The sequence below is a fragment of the Sapientia aquatica genome (genome assembly GCF_004358105.1).
GTDB lineage: Bacteria > Pseudomonadota > Gammaproteobacteria > Burkholderiales > Burkholderiaceae_D > Solimicrobium > Solimicrobium aquaticum.
In genome coordinates, this window is the sequence record NZ_SMYL01000012.1 from 23,560 (window position 1) to 43,780 (window position 20,221).

At 50.2% G+C, this 20,221-nt stretch carries 18 protein-coding genes; 1 reads left to right on the top strand and 17 read right to left on the bottom strand.

From position 1 onward, the window contains the following. The 17 genes from E2I14_RS16700 to E2I14_RS16780 form a co-directional block, all read right to left on the bottom strand. The gene (locus E2I14_RS16700) at window positions 1-930 is read right to left on the bottom strand and encodes a 2-hydroxyacid dehydrogenase (RefSeq protein WP_133330623.1); all 930 of its coding nucleotides are present in this window, start codon (window positions 928-930) and stop codon (window positions 1-3) included. 21 nt (window positions 931-951) lie between these two features. Next, entirely contained in the window at window positions 952-2,952 is a 2,001-nt protein-coding gene (locus tag E2I14_RS16705; protein ID WP_133330625.1) for an acetyl/propionyl/methylcrotonyl-CoA carboxylase subunit alpha, read from the bottom strand. A gap of 431 nt (window positions 2,953-3,383) precedes the next feature. Continuing rightward, window positions 3,384-4,430, bottom strand: coding sequence for a biotin synthase BioB (gene bioB / locus E2I14_RS16710; RefSeq protein ID WP_133330627.1), 1,047 nt, complete (start codon window positions 4,428-4,430; stop codon window positions 3,384-3,386). A gap of 59 nt (window positions 4,431-4,489) precedes the next feature. Beyond that, on the bottom strand, window positions 4,490-5,191 hold the full coding sequence (gene bioD, locus E2I14_RS16715; protein WP_133330629.1) for a dethiobiotin synthase: 702 nt from the start codon (window positions 5,189-5,191) through the stop codon (window positions 4,490-4,492). 1 nt (window position 5,192) lies between these two features. Then, a complete protein-coding gene (gene bioF / locus E2I14_RS16720; RefSeq protein ID WP_133330631.1) occupies window positions 5,193-6,395 on the bottom strand; it encodes an 8-amino-7-oxononanoate synthase in 1,203 nt (400 codons plus the stop codon). Further along, complete coding sequence (gene bioA / locus E2I14_RS16725; protein ID WP_133330633.1) at window positions 6,392-7,711, bottom strand: adenosylmethionine--8-amino-7-oxononanoate transaminase; 1,320 nt, start codon at window positions 7,709-7,711, stop codon at window positions 6,392-6,394. The genes bioF and bioA overlap by 4 nt, the downstream gene beginning before the upstream one ends. Window positions 7,712-7,733: 22 nt before the next feature. After that, window positions 7,734-8,528, bottom strand: coding sequence for an enoyl-CoA hydratase/isomerase family protein (locus tag E2I14_RS16730; RefSeq protein ID WP_133330635.1), 795 nt, complete (start codon window positions 8,526-8,528; stop codon window positions 7,734-7,736). A 36-nt stretch (window positions 8,529-8,564) separates the two neighbouring features. Then, window positions 8,565-10,169, bottom strand: coding sequence for a carboxyl transferase domain-containing protein (locus tag E2I14_RS16735; protein WP_133330637.1), 1,605 nt, complete (start codon window positions 10,167-10,169; stop codon window positions 8,565-8,567). A 37-nt stretch (window positions 10,170-10,206) separates the two neighbouring features. After that, window positions 10,207-10,602 carry a YchJ family protein gene (locus tag E2I14_RS16740; protein WP_133330639.1) on the bottom strand — a complete coding sequence of 132 codons (396 nt, stop codon included), beginning with the start codon at window positions 10,600-10,602 and terminating at the stop codon, window positions 10,207-10,209. Then, window positions 10,589-11,194, bottom strand: a complete 606-nt coding sequence (locus E2I14_RS16745) for a 2-hydroxychromene-2-carboxylate isomerase (RefSeq protein ID WP_133330641.1) — start codon at window positions 11,192-11,194, stop codon at window positions 10,589-10,591. Before E2I14_RS16745 ends, E2I14_RS16740 begins: the two co-directional genes overlap by 14 nt. A 39-nt stretch (window positions 11,195-11,233) precedes the next feature. After that, entirely contained in the window at window positions 11,234-12,367 is a 1,134-nt protein-coding gene (locus E2I14_RS16750) for an acyl-CoA dehydrogenase family protein (protein WP_133330643.1), read from the bottom strand. A gap of 441 nt (window positions 12,368-12,808) precedes the next feature. Beyond that, window positions 12,809-13,477, bottom strand: a complete 669-nt coding sequence (locus tag E2I14_RS16755; RefSeq protein ID WP_133330645.1) for an SDR family oxidoreductase — start codon at window positions 13,475-13,477, stop codon at window positions 12,809-12,811. A gap of 9 nt (window positions 13,478-13,486) precedes the next feature. After that, a complete protein-coding gene (locus E2I14_RS16760; RefSeq protein ID WP_133330647.1) occupies window positions 13,487-13,870 on the bottom strand; it encodes a RidA family protein in 384 nt (127 codons plus the stop codon). Window positions 13,871-13,958: 88 nt separating this feature from the next. Beyond that, entirely contained in the window at window positions 13,959-15,152 is a 1,194-nt protein-coding gene (locus tag E2I14_RS16765; RefSeq protein ID WP_133330649.1) for an acetyl-CoA C-acetyltransferase, read from the bottom strand. A 22-nt stretch (window positions 15,153-15,174) separates the two neighbouring features. Continuing rightward, window positions 15,175-17,004: a bifunctional isocitrate dehydrogenase kinase/phosphatase gene (gene aceK, locus E2I14_RS16770; protein WP_133330651.1), complete on the bottom strand. Its 1,830-nt coding sequence runs from the start codon at window positions 17,002-17,004 to the stop codon at window positions 15,175-15,177. A 182-nt stretch (window positions 17,005-17,186) separates the two neighbouring features. Beyond that, on the bottom strand, window positions 17,187-18,371 hold the full coding sequence (locus tag E2I14_RS16775) for an isovaleryl-CoA dehydrogenase (RefSeq protein WP_133330653.1): 1,185 nt from the start codon (window positions 18,369-18,371) through the stop codon (window positions 17,187-17,189). 165 nt (window positions 18,372-18,536) lie between these two features. Continuing rightward, entirely contained in the window at window positions 18,537-18,977 is a 441-nt protein-coding gene (locus tag E2I14_RS16780; protein WP_133330655.1) for a MerR family transcriptional regulator, read from the bottom strand. A 159-nt stretch (window positions 18,978-19,136) separates the two neighbouring features. On the opposite strand from E2I14_RS16780, the gene E2I14_RS16785 reads away from it, so the two are divergent. Further along, the gene (locus E2I14_RS16785) at window positions 19,137-20,180 is read left to right on the top strand and encodes an MBL fold metallo-hydrolase (RefSeq protein WP_133330657.1); all 1,044 of its coding nucleotides are present in this window, start codon (window positions 19,137-19,139) and stop codon (window positions 20,178-20,180) included. Window positions 20,181-20,221 lie beyond the last annotated feature (41 nt).

The window sequence follows — 20,221 nt, forward strand, 5'->3', positions numbered from 1 at the left end:
TTAATATCCTTTGTGACGGTCAACGATGCCGGTAATGGGCAAACCTTGTTCAATGCGTTGAATTTTTTGGGCTAACTGTGCTTGTGCTTGCTCAACGATGGTGAGCGCAGAAACATGCGGGGTGATGGTGATGTTTGGTTCTTGCCAAAATGGGTGATCAGCGGCTAACGGTTCGGTGTGAAATACATCCAAGGTTGCGCCAGCCAAATGACCATTTCGAATTAATTCTACTAAATCTGCTTCAACCACTTGCGCACCGCGGCCTACGTTAACTAGGTATGCGCCGCGCGGTAAATGGCTTAGCGTGGTGCGATTAAGTAGTCGATTGGTTTCTGCGGTCAAGGGCAGGATCGCAACAGCCACTTGCGCTTGCGCTAAACAGTCTGCCAAGCCTTGTTCCCCCGAAAAATTAGGCAAGCCCAATTCCGCTTTAACCGAACGACTCCAACCCAACACGGGAAAGCCAAGCTGCTGCAAACGTTGGGCAATCGCTTTTCCCAACACCCCTAAACCCAACACGGCAATCGGAAATTGGCTTTTAGTTCTTGGTGCGAGCGGCTGCCATTGAGCGCAATTGGCAAACTTTTCGTACTCATCCATACGACGGAAATAACGCAGCACCGCATACGAAACATAGTCCGCCATTTGCTCAGCCATGCCCGCATCTTCAAGTCGCACAATCGGCACGTTGGCGGGCAGATGTTCTTGGATGCGCAACAAAGCATCGACCCCAGCACCCAAACTAATAATGGCTTTTAAGTCCGAACGACCGGCCAACATTTCTGCTGGCGGCTTCCAGACCAATGCATAATCAGCAGGCGCTTGGTCGCCCGGCAACCATTGGCGAATATTCGCTTGTGGCAGACTCTTGCGATAGGCGTTGAGGCCGTCTTCACTTGCGTCAGAGCCGTTGTAATAAATAATATGCATCGTATTTGCGCGGCTACCGCTTTATTCGAACGTGAGCAATTGCGCGCCGTCGGACACTTGGTCGCCAATCAAATACATCATCTCTTTTACGATGCCATCTTTAGGTGCGGCGATGGTGTGCTCCATTTTCATGGCTTCCATAATCAAAAGCGGCTCGCCTTTTTTAACGCTTTGTCCTGCGCCAACCAGCAGCGCGACGATTTTGCCAGGCATTGGTGCCGTTAAACGACCGGCTTCGGCTTCCGATTCACCGGCATGCAACAGCGGATCGGCGTAGCTCAATTCGATATGTTGACCTTGGCTAAATACGTGAATATGTTCACCGTGGCGCACCACCGTGCCATGGACTGTTTGTGCGCCAAATTGAATGGTCAAACTTTGTTCATCGGCATTGACACCAACTAAACGCACAGTCGCTTGTTCAGCACCGTTGATAATCGTCCAACCGTGAGCCGAGTAGCGCAAAGTAAGGTCGTACTTTTGGCCTTCGTGCTCAAAACTTAGGCTACGCAGCAAGCTGCTATTCATGCGCCAACCGTGGCTGGAAGTCCACGGATTTTGTCCATCATTGTGATCTTCGGCTTGCACCAAACACAGCGCGGCCAAGGCCAATATCGATAAAGGTATCGGTACTGCAGCGGGGAATAATTCGGCCTGGTTTCGCTCGATTAAACCAGTATCCAAATCCGCGTTAGAAAACGCTGTGCTATGAATTAAACGCTGTAAAAATCCGATATTGGACGACAAGCCAACGATTTGATATTGCGCTAAGGCTTGCGCCATGCGGGCTAGAGCTTCATTGCGGTCTTTGCCCCAAACAATCATCTTGGCAATCATCGGATCGTAAAACGGCGAAATCGTATCGCCTTCGCGCACACCGCTATCGATACGGAAGCTGGCTGGATTTGCTTGAGCGCCCAATTCAAAATTCACCGCTTGCGGCGTGCGGGCGTGCACCAATGTACCGATGGAAGGTAAGAAACCTTTCTCAGGATTTTCGGCATAAACCCGCGCTTCAATTGCGTGACCGTGAATCTGCAATTGGCTTTGTTGCAGCGGTAAAGGCTCACCACTAGCAACGCGCAACTGCCATTCCACCAAATCGGTTCCGGTAATCATTTCGGTGACGGGGTGTTCCACTTGCAGGCGCGTGTTCATCTCCATGAAGTAGAACGAACCGTCTTGGTTGGCGATAAATTCCACCGTACCTGCGCCCACATAACCGACCGCCTTAGCCGCCGCCACTGCCGCTTCACCCATCGCCGTGCGACGCTCGACCGTCATACCGGGAGCCGGCGCTTCTTCTAACACTTTTTGATGCCGACGCTGCACCGAGCAATCGCGCTCAAATAAATACACGCAGTTGCCCAAGGTATCGGCAAACACTTGAATCTCAATATGTCGCGGACGCTGGAGATATTTCTCCGCCAAGACTTTATCGTCCCCAAACGAGGAGATCGCTTCGCGCTTACAGGACGCCAACGCCGCTTTAAAATCAGCACTAGCTTCAATCACGCGCATGCCCTTGCCGCCGCCACCAGCCGATGCTTTGAGCAACACCGGATAGCCAATTCGATCCGCTTGTGCGTGCAAGAAATCAGCATCTTGGTTCTCACCGTGATAACCCGGCACAAGCGGCACCTGCGCTTGCTCCATCAAGGTCTTCGCCGCCGATTTGCTACCCATCGCCCGAATCGCCGAAGCTGGCGGTCCAATAAACACCAAACCCGCCGCCGCGCAAGCATCGGCAAATTCACTGTTCTCAGACAAAAACCCATACCCCGGATGAATCGCCTGCGCGCCGGTCGCTAAGGCCACAGCAATAATTTTATCGCCCAGCAAATAACTTTCTTTAGCCGGAGCCGGCCCAATCAGCACCGCCTCATCACACGCCGCTACATGCTTAGCCAACGCGTCCGCTTCCGAATACACAGCAACCGTTTTAATGCCCAAGCGACGCGCGGTAGCGGCCACCCGACAAGCGATTTCACCACGGTTAGCGATGAGAATTTTTGTAAACATGGTTGTTCCTTGTTCTTTTAAAGTTAGGACTTACGGAAAACAGCTTTGTAAGCGTCGCCCTGTCCGCGCCGTACGATAAATCCATGCCGATGAGTAAAGCAAATCGGCACTGTTGCAGTTGCTTTTGAAGTTGCCGTTGGGGTTGCCGTTGTTGTTGAAGTTGCAGTTGTTTTTGAAGTTAATCCACTCTATTTTGGCTGAAAAATTAGGGTTAAAAATGGATCAGAAAGGAGTGCTGTCTGAGCGCAGCGAGTTTCACTCCTTTCCCATTTTTGAGCCTCATTTTTCAGGGTTTCCAAAAGAGCGTGGTCGCCTTTTTTGGGTTACCTTTTTTGGCGAGACAAAAAAGGTGACTAGCAGTCGGGCTACCCCCGACCAACGCCCCTCAAAACCACTTCCGCTGGCATATAAAAACAAACAACCCCAACAGACTACTTACAACCCCCACTCTCCACTTTAGCCCTAGTCCTCAACCCCAATTTCTCCAACAAAACTCGATCATCCGAAGCCTCAGGATTATCAGTGGTCAACAACTTATCTCCATAAAAAATCGAATTAGCCCCAGCCAAGAAACACATTGCCTGCACTGGTTCTCCCATCTGTTGACGCCCGGCCGACAAACGGACCCGCGCTTTTGGCATCGTGATGCGTGCCACCGCAATCGTGCGCACAAACTCCAATGGGTCGAGCTTTTCGGTGCCATACAACGGCGTACCTTCGACCTGCACCAAATGATTCACCGGAACCGATTCGGGATACGGATTCAAATTAGCCAATTGCGCGATCAAGCCAGCGCGTTGCAGGCGCGATTCGCCCATCCCAACAATCCCGCCACAACATACTTTTAAACCCGCGTTACGCACGTGGCCCAAGGTATCTAAACGATCTTGATAATCGCGAGTAGAAATCACGTTGTCGTAAAATTCTGGTGCGGTATCCAAGTTGTGGTTGTAGTAATCCAAGCCCGCATTTTTTAAACGCTCAGCCTGTTCTTCTTTCAACATACCCAACGTGGCGCAGGTTTCTAAACCCAAGGCTTTGACTTCGCGCACCATTTCTTCGACTTTATCCATGTCGCGGTCTTTGGGTGAGCGCCATGCCGCACCCATGCAGAAACGGGTTGCGCCATTGTCTTTGGCCGAACGCGCCGCATTCAAGACTTCATCAATACCGAGAATTTTTTTGGCTTCAACGCCAGTGTCGTAACGCGCCGCTTGTGGGCAATAACCGCAATCTTCCTCGCAGCCGCCAGTTTTAATCGACAACAAGGTCGCTAACTCAACATCGCCATCAGGGAACTCACGACGATGCACTTCTTGCGCGCGAAATAGCAATTCGTTGAACGGTAATTCAAACAAGGCTAGCACATCGGCTACTGGCCAAGTTTCGGCCACAATTGGTGCAACTGGCTTTGGTGTTGGATGAAAGGTGACGCCCTTGCTAGGGGCTTCGTTAGTTTGATTCGTCTTGCTTTCCATTGTGCTATCCATAATTCCCTCTGTAGTAATTCTTTACTTGTTTCAACTAATCGGTGTACTCAATCGACCAAAATTTTATTCACGTCCAAATAGTGCGCGGCAGCAGCAGCACTGGGTTGCGCTAGGTTGGGAATACAACCTAATAACGGCGCTTTAATACGTTCCTGCAATGCACTCAAATTCTCTTGTAAATAGGCCATTTCATGCTGCGCCGAGTTCGCTACCCACCCTGCCAAATTCAAGCCGCGGGCGGCGATTGCTTCGGCGGTTAAGAGCGCGTGATTAATGCAGCCTAAACGCATTCCAACCACCAAAATCACCGGCAAATTTAACCGCTGCGCCATTTGTGCACTGTCTTCGGTCGCGTTAAAAGGCACGTTAAAACCACCAACGCCTTCGACAATAATTGCCTCAACTTGGCTAGCCAATTGCTGATAACAATCCACGATCACGCTCAAGGCGATTTGCCGACCTTCTTGTTGAGCCGCGATATGCGGCGCGGCTGGCAGCTTAAACAAATACGGGTTAATCAACCGGTCACGCTCGCTCGACGCAGCTAAATTGCTACTCGCTTTCAGCGACATCACGTCTTCATTGACCCACATGCCGTCGTCTAACAACGCGCCCGCGGCAACTGGTTTCATGCCAACGGCTATTAACCCTTGCTGCGCGAAACTATGCACTAGCGCGCTCGATACTAAGGTTTTCCCGATCTCAGTATCCGTTCCTGCGACAAAAAATGCTTTCTTTGTTTGACTCACTTCACGCTACCTTTTTTTGCAAACTACTTAATTCATCTAATAATCGTGTTACCTGTGCGCTGTTATGCGCAGCTGACAAGGTGATGCGCAAACGCGCTGTTCCCGCTGGCACGGTAGGCGGGCGAATTGCTGGCACCCAGATGCCGCGCTCGTACAATTGGGCCGCGATTTGCAGTGCTGCGTGATTGTCTCCCACGATCAAAGGCTGGATTTGGGTGTTCGACTCCATCAAGCTCATGCCTGCGATTGCCGTGCCAACCGCGGTTTTAAATTGCGTCGTTAAAGCGTGTAAATGCGCACGTCGTTGAGCGCCTTCTGCACCGCTAATAATCTCCAAGCTAGTCAATAACGCATGCGCTAACGCCGGTGCGGACGCCGTAGTGTAGATGTAGGGACGGGAGCGGTTAATCAACCATTCGACCACGCTGGCATGCGCGGCGACAAATGCACCAGAGACGCCGGCGGCTTTGCCCAAAGTACCCATGTACACCAAGTTCGCGCTGCGTAACTTAAGATGCTCTAGCACGCCTGCACCAGTCGCGCCTAATACACCAAAACCATGCGCGTCATCCACCACTAACCAAGCATCGTAGCGTTCACAGATGGCTAAAATTTCGGTCAATGGCGCGATCACGCCGTCCATACTAAAGACGCTGTCGGTAACCACGATTTTGTTTTCTGCGGTCGAATCTTGCAGCAGTTTTTCTAACGCCACTACATCGGCGTGTGGGTACACTTTCACTTTGCTGCGCGCCAGTTTTGCACCGTCGATCAACGAAGCGTGATTTAGATTTTCAGAAAAAATCTCGGTCTGTTCCAAGGAAATCGCCGCCAAGCCTGACAACATCGCCAAATTTGCCATATAGCCAGTGCTGAAATACAGCGCACGCGCTTGAACTAAATAGGGCGCTTGCATCGCAGCTAAGCGTTGTTCTAATTGTTCGTGCGCGAGACTGTGTCCGCTAATTAAATGCGACGCGCCGCTGCCAGCGCCATACAAATCCACGCCTTCTTTGAACGCTGCACGGATATCGGGATGTGCAGATAAACCTAAATAGTCATTACTGCAAAAGGTCAACATACTGCGGCCATCGACCGTCATGACCGCATCCGATGGTGTTGAAGTGACGCGCCGGCGACGACGCAAATTGTGTTGATCTAAACCCGATAAACCTTGCTCAATCCGATCAATTAATTTACTCATACCATCACCTGCTCAAATACCGACAACGTGTTGTGCGCCAAATGAGCGATCTCTTCGTCGCTCAAAATATAGGGCGGCATGAGATACACGGTGTTGCCTATCGGACGTAATAACAATTCTTGTTTTAACGCTTGGGTAAAAAAGCGCGACGAAAAACCGGCCTTCGCATCGACCGCATCAAATGCCCAAATCATGCCGCGCTGGCGGAAGTTTTTCACCTTTTCGTGCTGCGCCAATGGTGCTAAAGCCGCATTAATTTTGGCGGCGCGGGCGCAATTGGTCGCCAGCACGCTGTCTTCTTGGAAGATTTCTAGGGTTGCCAATGCAGCGCGGCAAGCGAGTGGATTGCCGGTATAGGAATGCGAATGCAAAAAGCCGCGACGTATGTCTTGGTGATAAAACGATTGATAAACCTTATCGGTTGTCATCACTAACGATAACGGCAAATAGCCACCGCTAATGCCTTTGGACAGGCACATAAAGTCCGGCCAAATCGACGCTTGCTCACAAGCGAAAAAACTTCCCGTTCGGCCGCAACCAACGGCGATTTCATCGGCGATTAAATGCACTTGATATTTGTCGCACAGCGCGCGCAGCAATGTCAAATACAGCGCATCATACATCGCAAATCCGATAGCGCATTGAATCAGCGGCTCAACGATAATCGCTGCGATCTTATCACTACGTTGCTCGAATAATTTTTCCACTTCGGCAATCGCGCGACGCGCGACATCTTGCGCAGTTTCACCTTCCAACGCTTGGCGCGCATCGGGCGAGATCACTACATGCGCCGAATTAATCAACGGTCCATAGGCATCGCGGAAAATCGCCACGTCGGTGACTGCCAGCGCGCCGATTGTTTCCCCGTGGTAGCTGCCTTGCAAACAGACAAATTCTTTTTTGTCCGGCAAGCCAGAATTGCTCCAACTATGAAAACTCATCTTCAACGCGATCTCAACCGCGGAAGCGCCATCGGACGCGAAGAAGCAATGTCCTAGTTGATGTTGCGTTTTTTCGGCTAATTTTTCGGACAAACTAATCACTGGCTCGTGGGTAAATCCGGCCAACATAACGTGTTCTAATTTATCCAACTGATCTTTTAACGCGGCGTTAATACGCGAATTGGCATGACCAAATAAATTCACCCACCACGAACTAATTCCATCCAAATAACGCTTACCGTCGGCATCAAATAACCACGCACCACGGCCGTGACTAATCGGCACCAATGGCATGGTTTCGTGATGTTGCATTTGGGTGCATGGATGCCACACGTTTTGCAAGCTGCGGCTAATCCATAGACTGTTTGATTTCAACTGACTTCCCTTTTTTACTAATTTAATTCAAGTGCAATAACCAATTCGGCTTGCGCTTTTCTAAGAATGAAGCGACGCCTTCTTTGCCTTCGGGCGAGGAACGAATATCGGCTATGCATTCCGCGGTGTAGGTGAGCAAATCTTCTTCGATTTCTGCGCCGGTCACGTCTTCTACCAACCATTTCGCAGCGATTACAGCGTTAGGGCCGTTATTGACGATCGCGTTGACGATTTGCGCCACCGTTTGATCGAGATTTTCTGCTGGCACCGATTCATGCACAAAGCCGATACGGTGTGCTTCTTGGGCCGAAAAACGCTCAGCAGTAATAAAATAACGACGCGCTGCATTAGGGCCCATCGCTTTAATCACATAGGGTGAAATAGTCGCGGGAATCAGACCGAGCTTGACTTCGCTCAAGCAAAAATTGGCGCTATCAACCGTCACAGCAATATCACAAGCTGCCACCAAACCCATGCCGCCGGCATAGCAATCGCCTTGCACTTTCGCGATCACGGGCTTGGCGCAAGAATAAATTTGGTACAGCATTTCAGCCAATTGCTGCGCGTCTTCCAAATTCTGTTCTGGCGTGTAGTTCGCCATTTTTTTCATCCAGTTTAAATCGGCACCGGCGCAAAAAGCGGGGCCATTGGCAGCCAACACAATGGCGCGAACTTGCTCGTCTTGGCCCAGTTCAAGAAACACATTGTTCAATTCCGCAATCACCGTTTCGTTAAAGGCATTGCGCACATCGGGGCGATTTAATGTCACGGTCGCGGCACCGTGGGCGATTTCTAGTTGCAATGTTTGGTAAGTCATTACGCTTTTTCCTTAGGTTAGCTTTGCTGACATCACTTACATTCTAAACAGGCCAAATTTGGTCTCTGGAATCGGTGCATTTAACGCTGCCGATAAACCTAAGGCCAACACCATGCGCGTATCCGCCGGATCAATCACGCCGTCATCCCATAAACGGGCGCTGGCGAAATATGGGTGACCTTGATGTTCGTATTGGTCTTTGATCGGTTGTTTAAATTCTGCTTCTTGCTCTGCCGACCATGTGCCACCTTTGGCCTCAATACCATCGCGTTTGACCGTTGCCAACACGCTCGCTGCTTGTTCGCCGCCCATGACAGAAATCCGAGCATTCGGCCACATCCATAAAAAGCGCGGGGAAAAGGCGCGGCCGCACATGCCGTAATTACCGGCACCAAAACTACCGCCAATGATGACGGTGAATTTCGGCACCGCCGCCGTTGCGACAGCCGTTACCATCTTCGCGCCATTGCGCGCAATGCCCTCATTTTCGTATTTACGACCAACCATAAAGCCGGTGATGTTTTGCAAAAACACCAGTGGGATTTTGCGTTGGCAGCATAGCTCGATGAAATGCGTGCCTTTCAATGCGGACTCGGAAAACAATATCCCGTTATTGGCGATAATACCGACGGGCATGCCGTGAATATGAGCAAATCCGCAGACCAAGGTCGTGCCATAACGCGCTTTGAATTCATCAAACACGCTGCCATCGACTACCCGCGCAATGACTTCACGCACATCAAACGGTTTGCGCGTATCGACGGGAATCACGCCGTACAATTCTTCGGCTGGGTAGGCGGGCTCAACGACTTCTTTCAACACTAACTGGTTGGGCTTTTGGCGATTCAGATTCGACACGATCGTGCGCGCCAAGGACAAAGCGTGCATATCGTTTTGCGCTAAATGATCGACCACGCCGGATAAGCGCGTGTGCACATCGCCACCGCCCAAATCTTCGGCGCTCACTACTTCACCTGTGGCGGCTTTGACTAACGGTGGACCGCCCAAGAAAATCGTTCCTTGGTTCTTAACGATAATCGATTCGTCGCTCATCGCTGGCACATAAGCGCCACCCGCGGTACAAGAACCCATCACGACAGCGATTTGGGGAATGCCTTGCGCGGACAAATTAGCTTGGTTAAAAAAGATACGACCGAAGTGATCGCGGTCTGGAAAGACGTCATCTTGATTCGGCAAATTCGCGCCGCCGCTATCCACCAAATAAACGCAAGGTAAATGATTTTGCTCTGCGATTTCTTGCGCGCGAATATGCTTTTTGACCGTGAGTGGATAATAGGTGCCGCCTTTGACGGTGGCATCATTGCACACGATGACGCATTCTTGTCCCGAGATGCGCCCCACGCCAGTAATCACGCCAGCACACGGTGCGTCGTTGTTGTACATATCGTAGGCCGCGAGTTGCGAGAATTCTAAAAACGGGGTACCAGGATCAAGCAGCATTTGCACCCGATCACGCGGAAGCAATTTGCCACGCGCTAAATGTTTTTTACGCGCTTCGTCACCGCCGCCCAACATGATTTTTTCAATCTTATCTTTCAGATCGTCCACCACCGCTTGCATCGCAGCGACGTTGGCTTTGAAATCTTCCGAGCGTGGGGCGAGTTTGGATTCTAGTTTCATAGTGATGTCTGTTTTTATTTATCTATTAGTCTGTTTTTTATTGATCGGGGAAGACGCCATCAACATACAACCAAGCACCGTCTTCCAGAACAAAATTACTTTTTTCATGCAAACGCTGGGCGCGTCCATTCACTTTATATTTGGCGATAAATTCCACCGTGCCGTGCTGCGCGTCTTGCTGCTGCGCGACTATCGTTAATCCCAGCCACTTGCACGATTCCTGCTGATCCAATTGCACAGCAGGGCGCGTGCTGGCGTGCCACGTTTTTTGCAAATACGCTTGGTCTTCCATGACATAAGCCGTGTAACGCGAGCGCATTAGGGCTAGTGCGTTGGGCGCCAACTCTTGGCCCGACAAATACACGCCGCAGCATTGTTCAAACTTCTTCCCCGTGCCGCAAGGGCAGTCAAGCGCTTGATTAGATTTTGCCATTTTTCAGCGTAGCTTCAATCTGATCAAACCGGTCAAAACCCCAAAACGGTTCGCCATCAACAATCACGAAAGGCGAACCAAACACGCCAGCTTTAATGGCATCATCGATTTCCATCTTGAGTTGATCTTTGACTTCCGCCGTTGCAATTCCCTGCTCCAAGGCCGCCGCATCTAAACCGAACTGGCGGCCAATTTCAATCACTTGTTCCGCGCCGCTGATGTTAATTTGATCGACAAAAAATGCGCGATATAAGGCTTTGGCAAACGCAACCGAACGATCGCGTCCCTTTGTGTTTGCCACCCACAATACTGCGCGCGCTGCATGCTGACTGGAAATCGGAAATACGGTTGGCATCACAAAGGGAATGTCATGAAAGCGAGCCGTGCGTGCAAAATCGTGTTCGGAATATTTACCCTTCATCGGCACTTGGGTTAGCGGCAAGCAGGCGGTGATTTTAAAAATCACGCCCAACAATACCGGATGCCATTCCACGTCGCGTCCATACTTTGCGGCTAATTCATCAATCTTCATCGCGGCTAAATAACCGTAAGGTGAAGAAAAATCGAAATAAAATTGCACAGGTGATTTCATGGTTATCTCGCTTTGGTCGAGTAAAAAATCTGGCTTGGCTTACGACGCCAATGCGCGTCCGATAATAATTTTTTGTATGTCAGACGTGCCTTCATAAATCTGACAAACCCGCACATCGCGGTAAATACGTTCAACCGGGAAGTCGCTTACATAGCCATAGCCACCGTGAATTTGAATCGCGTCGGAACAAATTTTCTCGGCCATTTCAGAAGCGAATAACTTGGCCATCGCAGCTTCTTTCAGGCAAGGCAATCCAGCGTCTTTCATGCTGGCAGCATGCCAAATCAGTTGCCGCGCTGCTTCAATTTGAGTCGCCATATCAGCTAATTTAAACTGCACCGCTTGGTGTTCAAAAATCGGCTTGCCGAAGCTTTCGCGGTCTTTGGCATAACTCAACGCCGCGTCAAACGCCGCGCGCGCCATGCCCACCGATTGCGATGCAATGCCGATGCGTCCACCTTCTAAACCGGATAAGGCGATCTTGTAGCCTTGGCCTTCTTCGCCAATTAAATTGGCGGCTGGGATGCGGCAGTTTTCAAATAAAATTTGCGCGGTGTCGGATGAATGCTGACCCAACTTATCTTCTAATCGCGCCACGATATAACCGGGCGTGTTGGTCGGAACCCAAAATGCGCTAATACCTTTTTTGCCAGCGGCTTTGTCGGTTACCGCCATCACAATCGCCACGTCCGCGTATTTACCGCTGGTGATAAATTGCTTCACGCCGTTAATCACGTATTCGTCGCCTTCTTTCACCGCTGTGGTGCGCAACGCGCCGGCATCGCTGCCAACGTGCGGCTCGGTTAAACAAAACGCGCCTAACATTTTGCCTTGCGCTAGCGGACGCAGCCATTGCTGCTTTTGCGCGTCGTTCGCATAGCTCATCGCAATCGAGCAGACTGGGCAATTATTGACGGAAATAATGGTGGACGTGCCACCATCGCCTGCGGCGATTTCTTCTAATACCAAGGCCAGCGATAAGTAATCTAAACCAGCGCCGCCCCATTGCTCAGGCACCGCAACGCCGTAAGCGCCGAGTTCCGCTAATTGGCTTAATTCTTCTTTTGGAAAATGATGTTCTTTGTCCCAACGCGCTGCATTGGGCGCAAGACGTTCTTGCGAAAATTCACGCAAAGCGTCGCGGATCATTTGGTGTTCTGGGGTGAGTATCATAATTTTTATTAAGCTAATTTACGCTGCCGGCTGAGGTTGCTAGCTAACGTAGTTGGATCAGTGCGCGGCGGGTTAATACCACACAGGTTTTTTAACGAATTCGCTTTGTGGGCGAAGCCGTTTGTGCTGCTAGTTATCTATTTTTCGGCGTTTATTTTTGGTGCTTATTTTCAGTGCTTAGTTTGCACGCATGCATTTATTTAGCCAGCGCATCCACGCCACATACGCCGACACCATTTTTAATCTCAGCAACGTTTTGCAGTCGGATAACACAGCAAAACGTCAGCTTCCCTAAATTTCATTATCGCCAACAAGTGGCATCGTTGCGTCTCTTGTCGGCACCTGCGCCTATCAAGCAAAGGCATCCACGTGGGATGCGCCTACAACATCCATTCTTCGCACGTCATTGGTTCTAATTTGCCAATCACGGGCGGATTTTAGTTACCAACTCAACGGCGTGCCGTCGTAATTAAAAAACTTACCGTTATCGCGCGGCGTTCGGGCGGCAATCGTTGCGCGGATTCCGGCAGTACTTTGTTCTACCGACAAGGGCGCTTGGTCAGTTCCCATCGCGGTGCGCACCCAACCTGGATGCAGCGCAATGCTGGTCATGCCGGAATAGGTATGCGCTATATCGAGCAACACGGAATTGAGTGCGGCTTTGCTGGCGCGGTACAACCAAGCGTGCGTACCGCTGCGCAGGGATAACGAGCCCATCTCGGACGAAATCACGGCCAATGTACCTTGGGCGCTTTGCACCATGGGCGCAATGATGGGCAAGATACGCATCGCCGCTAATACATTAGTTTGCATCACGAGATTAAATTCCTCGGCGCTTGGGGTATCCAATTTTTCCGTACGCGTGCCGATAACACCGGCGTTTAAAATCGCGACATCAATTTTTTCGTCGTCCAACAACCAACCTAATCCAGCGCAATCGTTTAAATCGTTGACGTCGAGTTGCAAGGACTTGGCGCCAATGGCGGTGAGCTTGTCCAAGTCATCGGCTTGACGAGCGGTACCAATGACGCGCCAACCGGCGGCGCGATATTCTTGCGCTAGGCCGAAGCCAATTCCTCGCGATGCTCCGATAATTAAAACTGTAGGCATAGTGGGATCTCAGGTTGGAATACGAGCGGTCACTTCAATTTCAATCTTCATGCGCGGGTCAACCAAGCCCACGACCAACGCTGTCGCGGCCGGTCTAGCGTTGGCAAAATACTGTCCGAAAATAGGCGCGACTTCGGAAAAATACGATGCGTCGGTGATTAGATAATGCACCCGAACCACATCGTCTAAGGATGCGCCGGCTTGTTGCAAAGCGGCTTGGATATTCTTAAACGTTTGATGCGTTTGTGCGGCTAAGTCGTCTTGAATCGACATGGTCGCATAGTCAAATCCGGTGGTGCCAGAAACATGGACTAAACCGTTCTCAATAACAGCGCGACTATATCCGGCTAGCTTCTCAAAATCCGAGCCTGACGATATCCATTTCTTCGACATTTTTGTCCTTTGCAATAACAGCAAATGGGCCGTAGCCCACTTGCTGTTTTTTACTAATTTTTACTGATTTATTTACTAATGAAGCCGATTAAGCCAATTCAATCGCCATCGCTGTACCTTCACCACCACCGATACACAAGGTCGCAACGCCACGTTTTTTGCCGTGTTTTTGCAACGCGCCGATCAGGGTACAAATGATACGCGCGCCAGATGCGCCGATTGGGTGACCTAAGGCACATGCGCCGCCGTGTACGTTGACTTTGCTGTGTGGAATATCGAATTCGCGCATCGCCGCCATTGGCACGGTGGCAAACGCCTCATTGATTTCGAACAGGTCAACGTCTTTGACTGTCCAGCCAGTTTTCTTGAACAGTTTTTCCATCGCGCCAACGGGTGCGGTGGTGAACCAATTTGGTTCTTGCGCGTGAGTGGAATGGCCGACGATGCGGGCGATAATTTTTAAGCCTAATTTTTTGGCTGTTTCTTCGCTCATCAACACCAACGCTGCTGCGCCGTCATTGATCGAAGAAGAAGATGCCGCAGTGATGGTGCCGTCTTTTTTGAACGCAGCGCGTAGGCTAGGGATTTTGTCGATCTTGGCTTTGAGCGGGCCTTCGTCTTTATCGATGACTACATCACCAGCGCGACCTTTGACGGTGACCGGTGCGATTTCCCATGCAAAGGAACCATCGGCGGTAGCGGCTTGTGCGCGCTTAACGGATTCGATCGCGAACGCATCTTGATCTTCGCGGCTGAAGTTATATTTGGCTGAGCATTCTTCTGCAAAAGTCCCCATTGAACGACCGCCGCCCGTTTTTTCGTCACGGCTGTAGGCGTCTTCCAAACCATCCAACATCATGTGATCCATGATTTGGCCGTGGCCAATGCGATAGCCACCACGTGCTTTCGGAATCAGGTAAGGCGCGTTGGTCATCGATTCCATGCCGCCAGCAACGACGATTTGGTTCGAACCAGCCAAGATGGAATCGTAAGCCATCATTGTGGCTTTCATCGCGGAGCCGCACATTTTGGACAGAGTTACTGCACCCACCGAAATCGGCAAACCTGCTGCCAACGTCGCTTGACGCGCTGGAGCTTGACCTTGGCCAGCCATTAAGCAGTTACCGAACAACACTTCATCGACTAATTCTGGTTTAACACCGGCGCGTTCGATAGCGGCCTTGATGGCGACCGCACCTAATTGGCTTGCTGTTACTGAAGAAAAATCACCTTGAAAGGCACCCATTGGTGTGCGAGCTACGCCAACGATAACGATATTCATACTAATCTCCAAATGATGCAGCCTATGCTGCCGGTTTAAAGTCAGCTTCAGTAGTTTGCTTGGCACCGGTTGGCGCTTCGCGAACGGCTGATTGATGACAAAATCTTATGTCTTGCGGGTAGGGGAAAACATCTTCAACATGGCCTGCCATTATGCGCTCTTTGCAGGCTTGCCAATAGTCAGGTGTGAGCAAATCGGCATGATATTTCATGAAATAATCGCGAACTTTGATATTACCCAACAGGAATGGGGCAAATTGCTCTGGAAAAACGTCATTCTTAGCAACGTGATACCACGGTTCGGACGCCATTTCGTCTTCCTCATTGCGCGGGGCGGGAATGCGGCGGAAGTTACAATCGACGATGTATTCGATCTCGTCGTAATCATAAAAAACCACGCGGCCTAAACGGGTCACACCAAAGTTTTTATACAACATGTCGCCAGGGAAAATATTGGCGGCGACGAGTTCTTTAATCGCGTTGCCGTATTCGCGCACACCGTGTTCAATCGCGGGCAAATTGTTGGCTTTCTCTGCGTCGGATAACCAGATGTTGAGCGGAATCATTCGGCGCTCAATATACAAATGCTTGATCACAACTTCATCGTCCGAGACTTCTAATACGGAAGGTGCGTAGTGTTGAATTTCCGCCAGCAATTCTTCGGTGATACGGCTGCGCGGAAAGGCGACATCGGAGTATTCCAAGGTATCCGCCATGCGTCCAACGCGGTCGTGGTTTTTGACCAGTTGGTACTTTTCCTTAATCAATTCTTTGGTGGTTTCTTTTGGCGGCGGGAAACTGTCTTTGATCACCTTAAATACATACGGAAAGGACGGCAGCGCGAATACCAACATCACCAAACCGCGAATACCGGGCGCGACTTGAATCTGATCGGACGAGTAACGCAGGTGATGCAAGAAATCGCGGTAGAACAGATTCTTGCCATGCTTTTGCAAACCCAATACCGTGTAAATTTCGCTGCGCGGCTTACGCGGCATGATGCTGCGTAAAAATTGTACGTAGGCCGATGGGACTTCCATATCGACCATGAAATATGCGCGCGTAAACGAGAACAACACCGTGATCAACATCGGATCGAGCAGCACGGTGTCGAGAATTAGTTGGTTGTGGCGATTGTGCAAAATCGGCACGACAAACGGGTATTCGCGATTGCCGTTAATGCCTTTGCCAACGATGTAGGCACCTTTATTGCGGAAGAATAAATTCGAGAGCACTTGAATCTGATGATTCGGTTCAATCGGCTCGTTACCAAAGGCTTCTTTTAAACGCGCTGCAATGGCTGCGATATCGCGATCTAAATCCGCGAATGGCGTGGACAATTGGAAATTGGTGACGATGCGTTTGAGCGAATAATTTAAGCCATCATTGGCCGGGTAATACACGCGATAGGTTGGCAACACATCGCTTTCGATGTAGTCGGTGGCAACAGCGGGCCGGACGAAAATAAAATCGTTGTGATAATAATTTCGGTGCAGCATTTTGGTACACACCGAATTGTAAAAAGTCTCGGCCAATTCGGGTTGCAAATGGTCGATTAACAATCCCATGTAATGCAGTTTGACCTCACGCCACACTTCGTCGGTTAAGTCTGCTTCATCGTATTCGTCTTCCAATACGGTGGCGCACTCAACCACGCGCTTGTCGTAGTAAGAAATCCGCTCACGGGCATTTTTTTGTGCGGCTTTCCATTCGCCTAATTCGAAGTGTTTTTTGGCTTGCTGACTAACGGCGCGAAATAGGCGGTAATGTTTGTTGAAGCCATCCAAAATCGTGCGCGCGATATCGAACGCAATTTGCGAAGAAAGTAATTTTGGAAAGGCGACTTGTGACATATTTTTTTCGCTTAACGTTGAATTAGTGGCATGACGCGGGCGTTAATTTAACCACATTCACTTAGGATGCGCCAAAAGCGATTGCGACGCGGAAGAAAAATTTTTTTGCACATTTCACAAAATAGTTCGCCAGTGAAACTTTGTGTCGCGCTGGCGAAACTATTTTAGCGTTTCAACTGGCTTTATTTCGTTTCGGCAAACAATTCGCGACCAATTAACATACGACGAATTTCGCTCGTGCCTGCGCCGATTTCATACAACTTAGCATCGCGCCACAAACGACCAACTGGGTATTCGTTGATGTACCCATTACCGCCCAAAATCTGAATCGCTTCGCCCGCCATCCATGTAGCTTTTTCGGCGGAGTACAAAATCGCACCGGCAGCATCTTTGCGTAATGCGCGGATTGCTTCTGGATTTTTGGCGCGATCGCAGGCTTGGCCGACTGCATAAACATAGGCCTTGCAGGCCATCATAGTGGAATACATATCAGCGATTTTGCCTTGCATTAATTGGAATTCACCAATCGGCTGGCCGAACTGTTTGCGTTCGTGAATATACGGCACAACCACGTCCATACACGCTTGCATAATCCCGAGCGGGCCGCCAGACAACACAGCGCGTTCAAAGTCCAAACCAGACATCAATACGTTGACACCTTTGCCTAAACCGCCCAAGACGTTTTCGGCGGGCACTTCGCAATCTTGGAACACTAATTCGCCCGTGTGTGAGCCGCGCATACCGAGTTTGTCGAGCTTCTGTGCAATCGAAAAGCCTTTGAAATTTTTCTCAATCAAAAACGCTGTCATGCCACGTGGGCCGGCCTCTAAATCGTTCTTCGCGTACACCACCAAAACATCCGCATCTGGGCCATTGGTGATCCACATTTTGGTGCCGTTTAATACCCAACGATCGCCTTTGAAATCAGCGCGCAGCTTCATGCTGACCACATCTGATCCGGCGTTTGGTTCGGACATGGCTAAGGCGCCAATGTGTTCGCCTGAAATCAACTTCGGCAGGTATTTTGCTTTTTGTTCTGGCGTACCGTTGCGGTTGATTTGGTTGACGCACAAGTTGGAATGGGCGCCGTAGGATAAGCCGACCGAAGCAGACGCGCGCGAGATTTCTTCCATCGCGATAATGTGCGCCAAGTAGCCCATATCAATGCCGCCGTCTTGCTCTTTTACGGTCACGCCTAGCACACCCAAATCACCCAGCTTTTTCCACAAGTCCATCGGGAACTGATCGGTTTTATCGATTTCGGCAGCACGCGGTGCGATTTCTTTGGCGGCGAATTGGGCAATGGATTCACGCAGGGCGGCGATGTCTTCGCCGTGATCAAAAGTTAAACCGGGTAGATGTAACATGGGTTCCTCGTTTGCTTGGGGTTGGTCGGTCTGGCGTTCTGAACTTGTGGTTCAGATTTTTTGGCGTTATTGGTTGGTCAACCTAGGTATCCACAAGGGATGCCTTTATATTTTTTGATCTGAAATCATAACCGCAATTGACGTTAACGTAAACGTCAATTCGATTTATTGTTTTTTACCTACTGGCTTCGGTTTTGCTTCGGCTTTCAACATGCGCTGGCATTCTTTTTCGTGCGCGCTAATTTCGGTTAGTAGCACTTCGATATCTTCGCGCTGCTGCTCAAGTGCGGCGCGGTGTTGTGCCAGCACGGCGGCAAAGCGCTGCAATTGGGCTTCGGTGTCTTTGGGCGAGGTGTACATATCGACCAAACTTTTTATGTCCGACAACGACAAACCCAAGCGTTTGCCGCGCAGGGTTAGCTTTAAATGTGTTCGTTCGCGCGCGGTATAAACGCGATTTCGGCCTCCGGGACCTTCACGGTTGGGGCTTAACAGACCTTGATCTTCGTAAAAACGAATCGCGCGCGGCGTAATGTCGAACTCACGAGATAGTTCGGTGATTGTGAAGGTCGTTGCGGATTTATTGGTTTTTTGGGCTGGCGACACGGTATTTTCTGCTATCAAGGTGGACGAAAGGTGAATGCATTAAGAAAGACAACGCAGCGTCTGCTACTTTTTAAGCGCAATTGACGTTAACGTAAGGTATATTGTAGGTCAAATCTGCACCGAATTTGTCATTCCCGAACCACATTTTTGAAAGCCGTCATGAACTTATTGGAATCTCAACTCGACTATCCTTTTGCTGACACGATGCCCGCGGCAGGCGAAGTGCTGCAAGTTTGTGATGGTGTTTTTTGGCTAAGAATGGGATTGCCATTCGCCTTAAATCATATCAATTTATGGTTGCTGGACGATGGCGCTAGCTGGACGGTGATTGACTGCGGCATTGCGAGCGACCCAACCCGCGCCAACTGGGAACAGATTTTTGCGCAGCATTTGCAGGGCAAACCGATCTCGCGCGTAATCGCCACGCATTGCCATCCTGACCACTTAGGCTTGGCCGATTGGATTTGCCAGCGTTGGCAAGCGCCGCTTTGGATGAGTGCGGGCGAATATAGTTTTGGGCGCATGATGCAAGCCGGATTGAGTGGGGTAGAAGGCTCCTCAACCGTACCGCATTTCCAACGTCATGGCGTCACTAGCCCGGATTTGATCGAGCAACTCATGGGGCGGAAAAATTATTATCCAAGCTTGGTGCCCAGCATTCCGCCTGCGTTTATCCGCTTACAAGAACATCAGCTGGTTGCGATTGGAAAATACACTTGGCGTGTCATCACAGGCTTTGGCCATTCGCCAGAGCACGTGTCCTTATATTGCGAGCAAATTAACTGCTTAATTTCTGGCGACATGTTATTGCCACGCATTTCAACCAATGTATCGGTTTGGGCGATTGAACCTGAGGCCAATCCGGTGCAGCAGTTTTTGGATTCGTTAAATAACTATTTGCCACTGCCGGCGAATACCTTGGTGTTGCCTTCGCATGGAAAGCCGTTCAAGGGGATTCAAATTCGTGTTCAACAATTAATCGATCATCATCATGCGCGTTTAGCCGAGGTATTTGACGCTTGCGCCACGCCTAAAAGTGCTAACGATATTGTGCCTATCATGTTCACGCGCGCCTTGGACACGCATCAACTTACTTTTGCATTGGGCGAAGCGTTAGCGCATTTGCATTTATTGTGGTTTGCGGGGAAATTGCTTCGCCATGAAGATGCCGATGGAATTATCCGCTTTACGCAAAAAACTTAATCAAAAATGCGGGGCAGGACTGAAAACCATCTCGCCGTAGT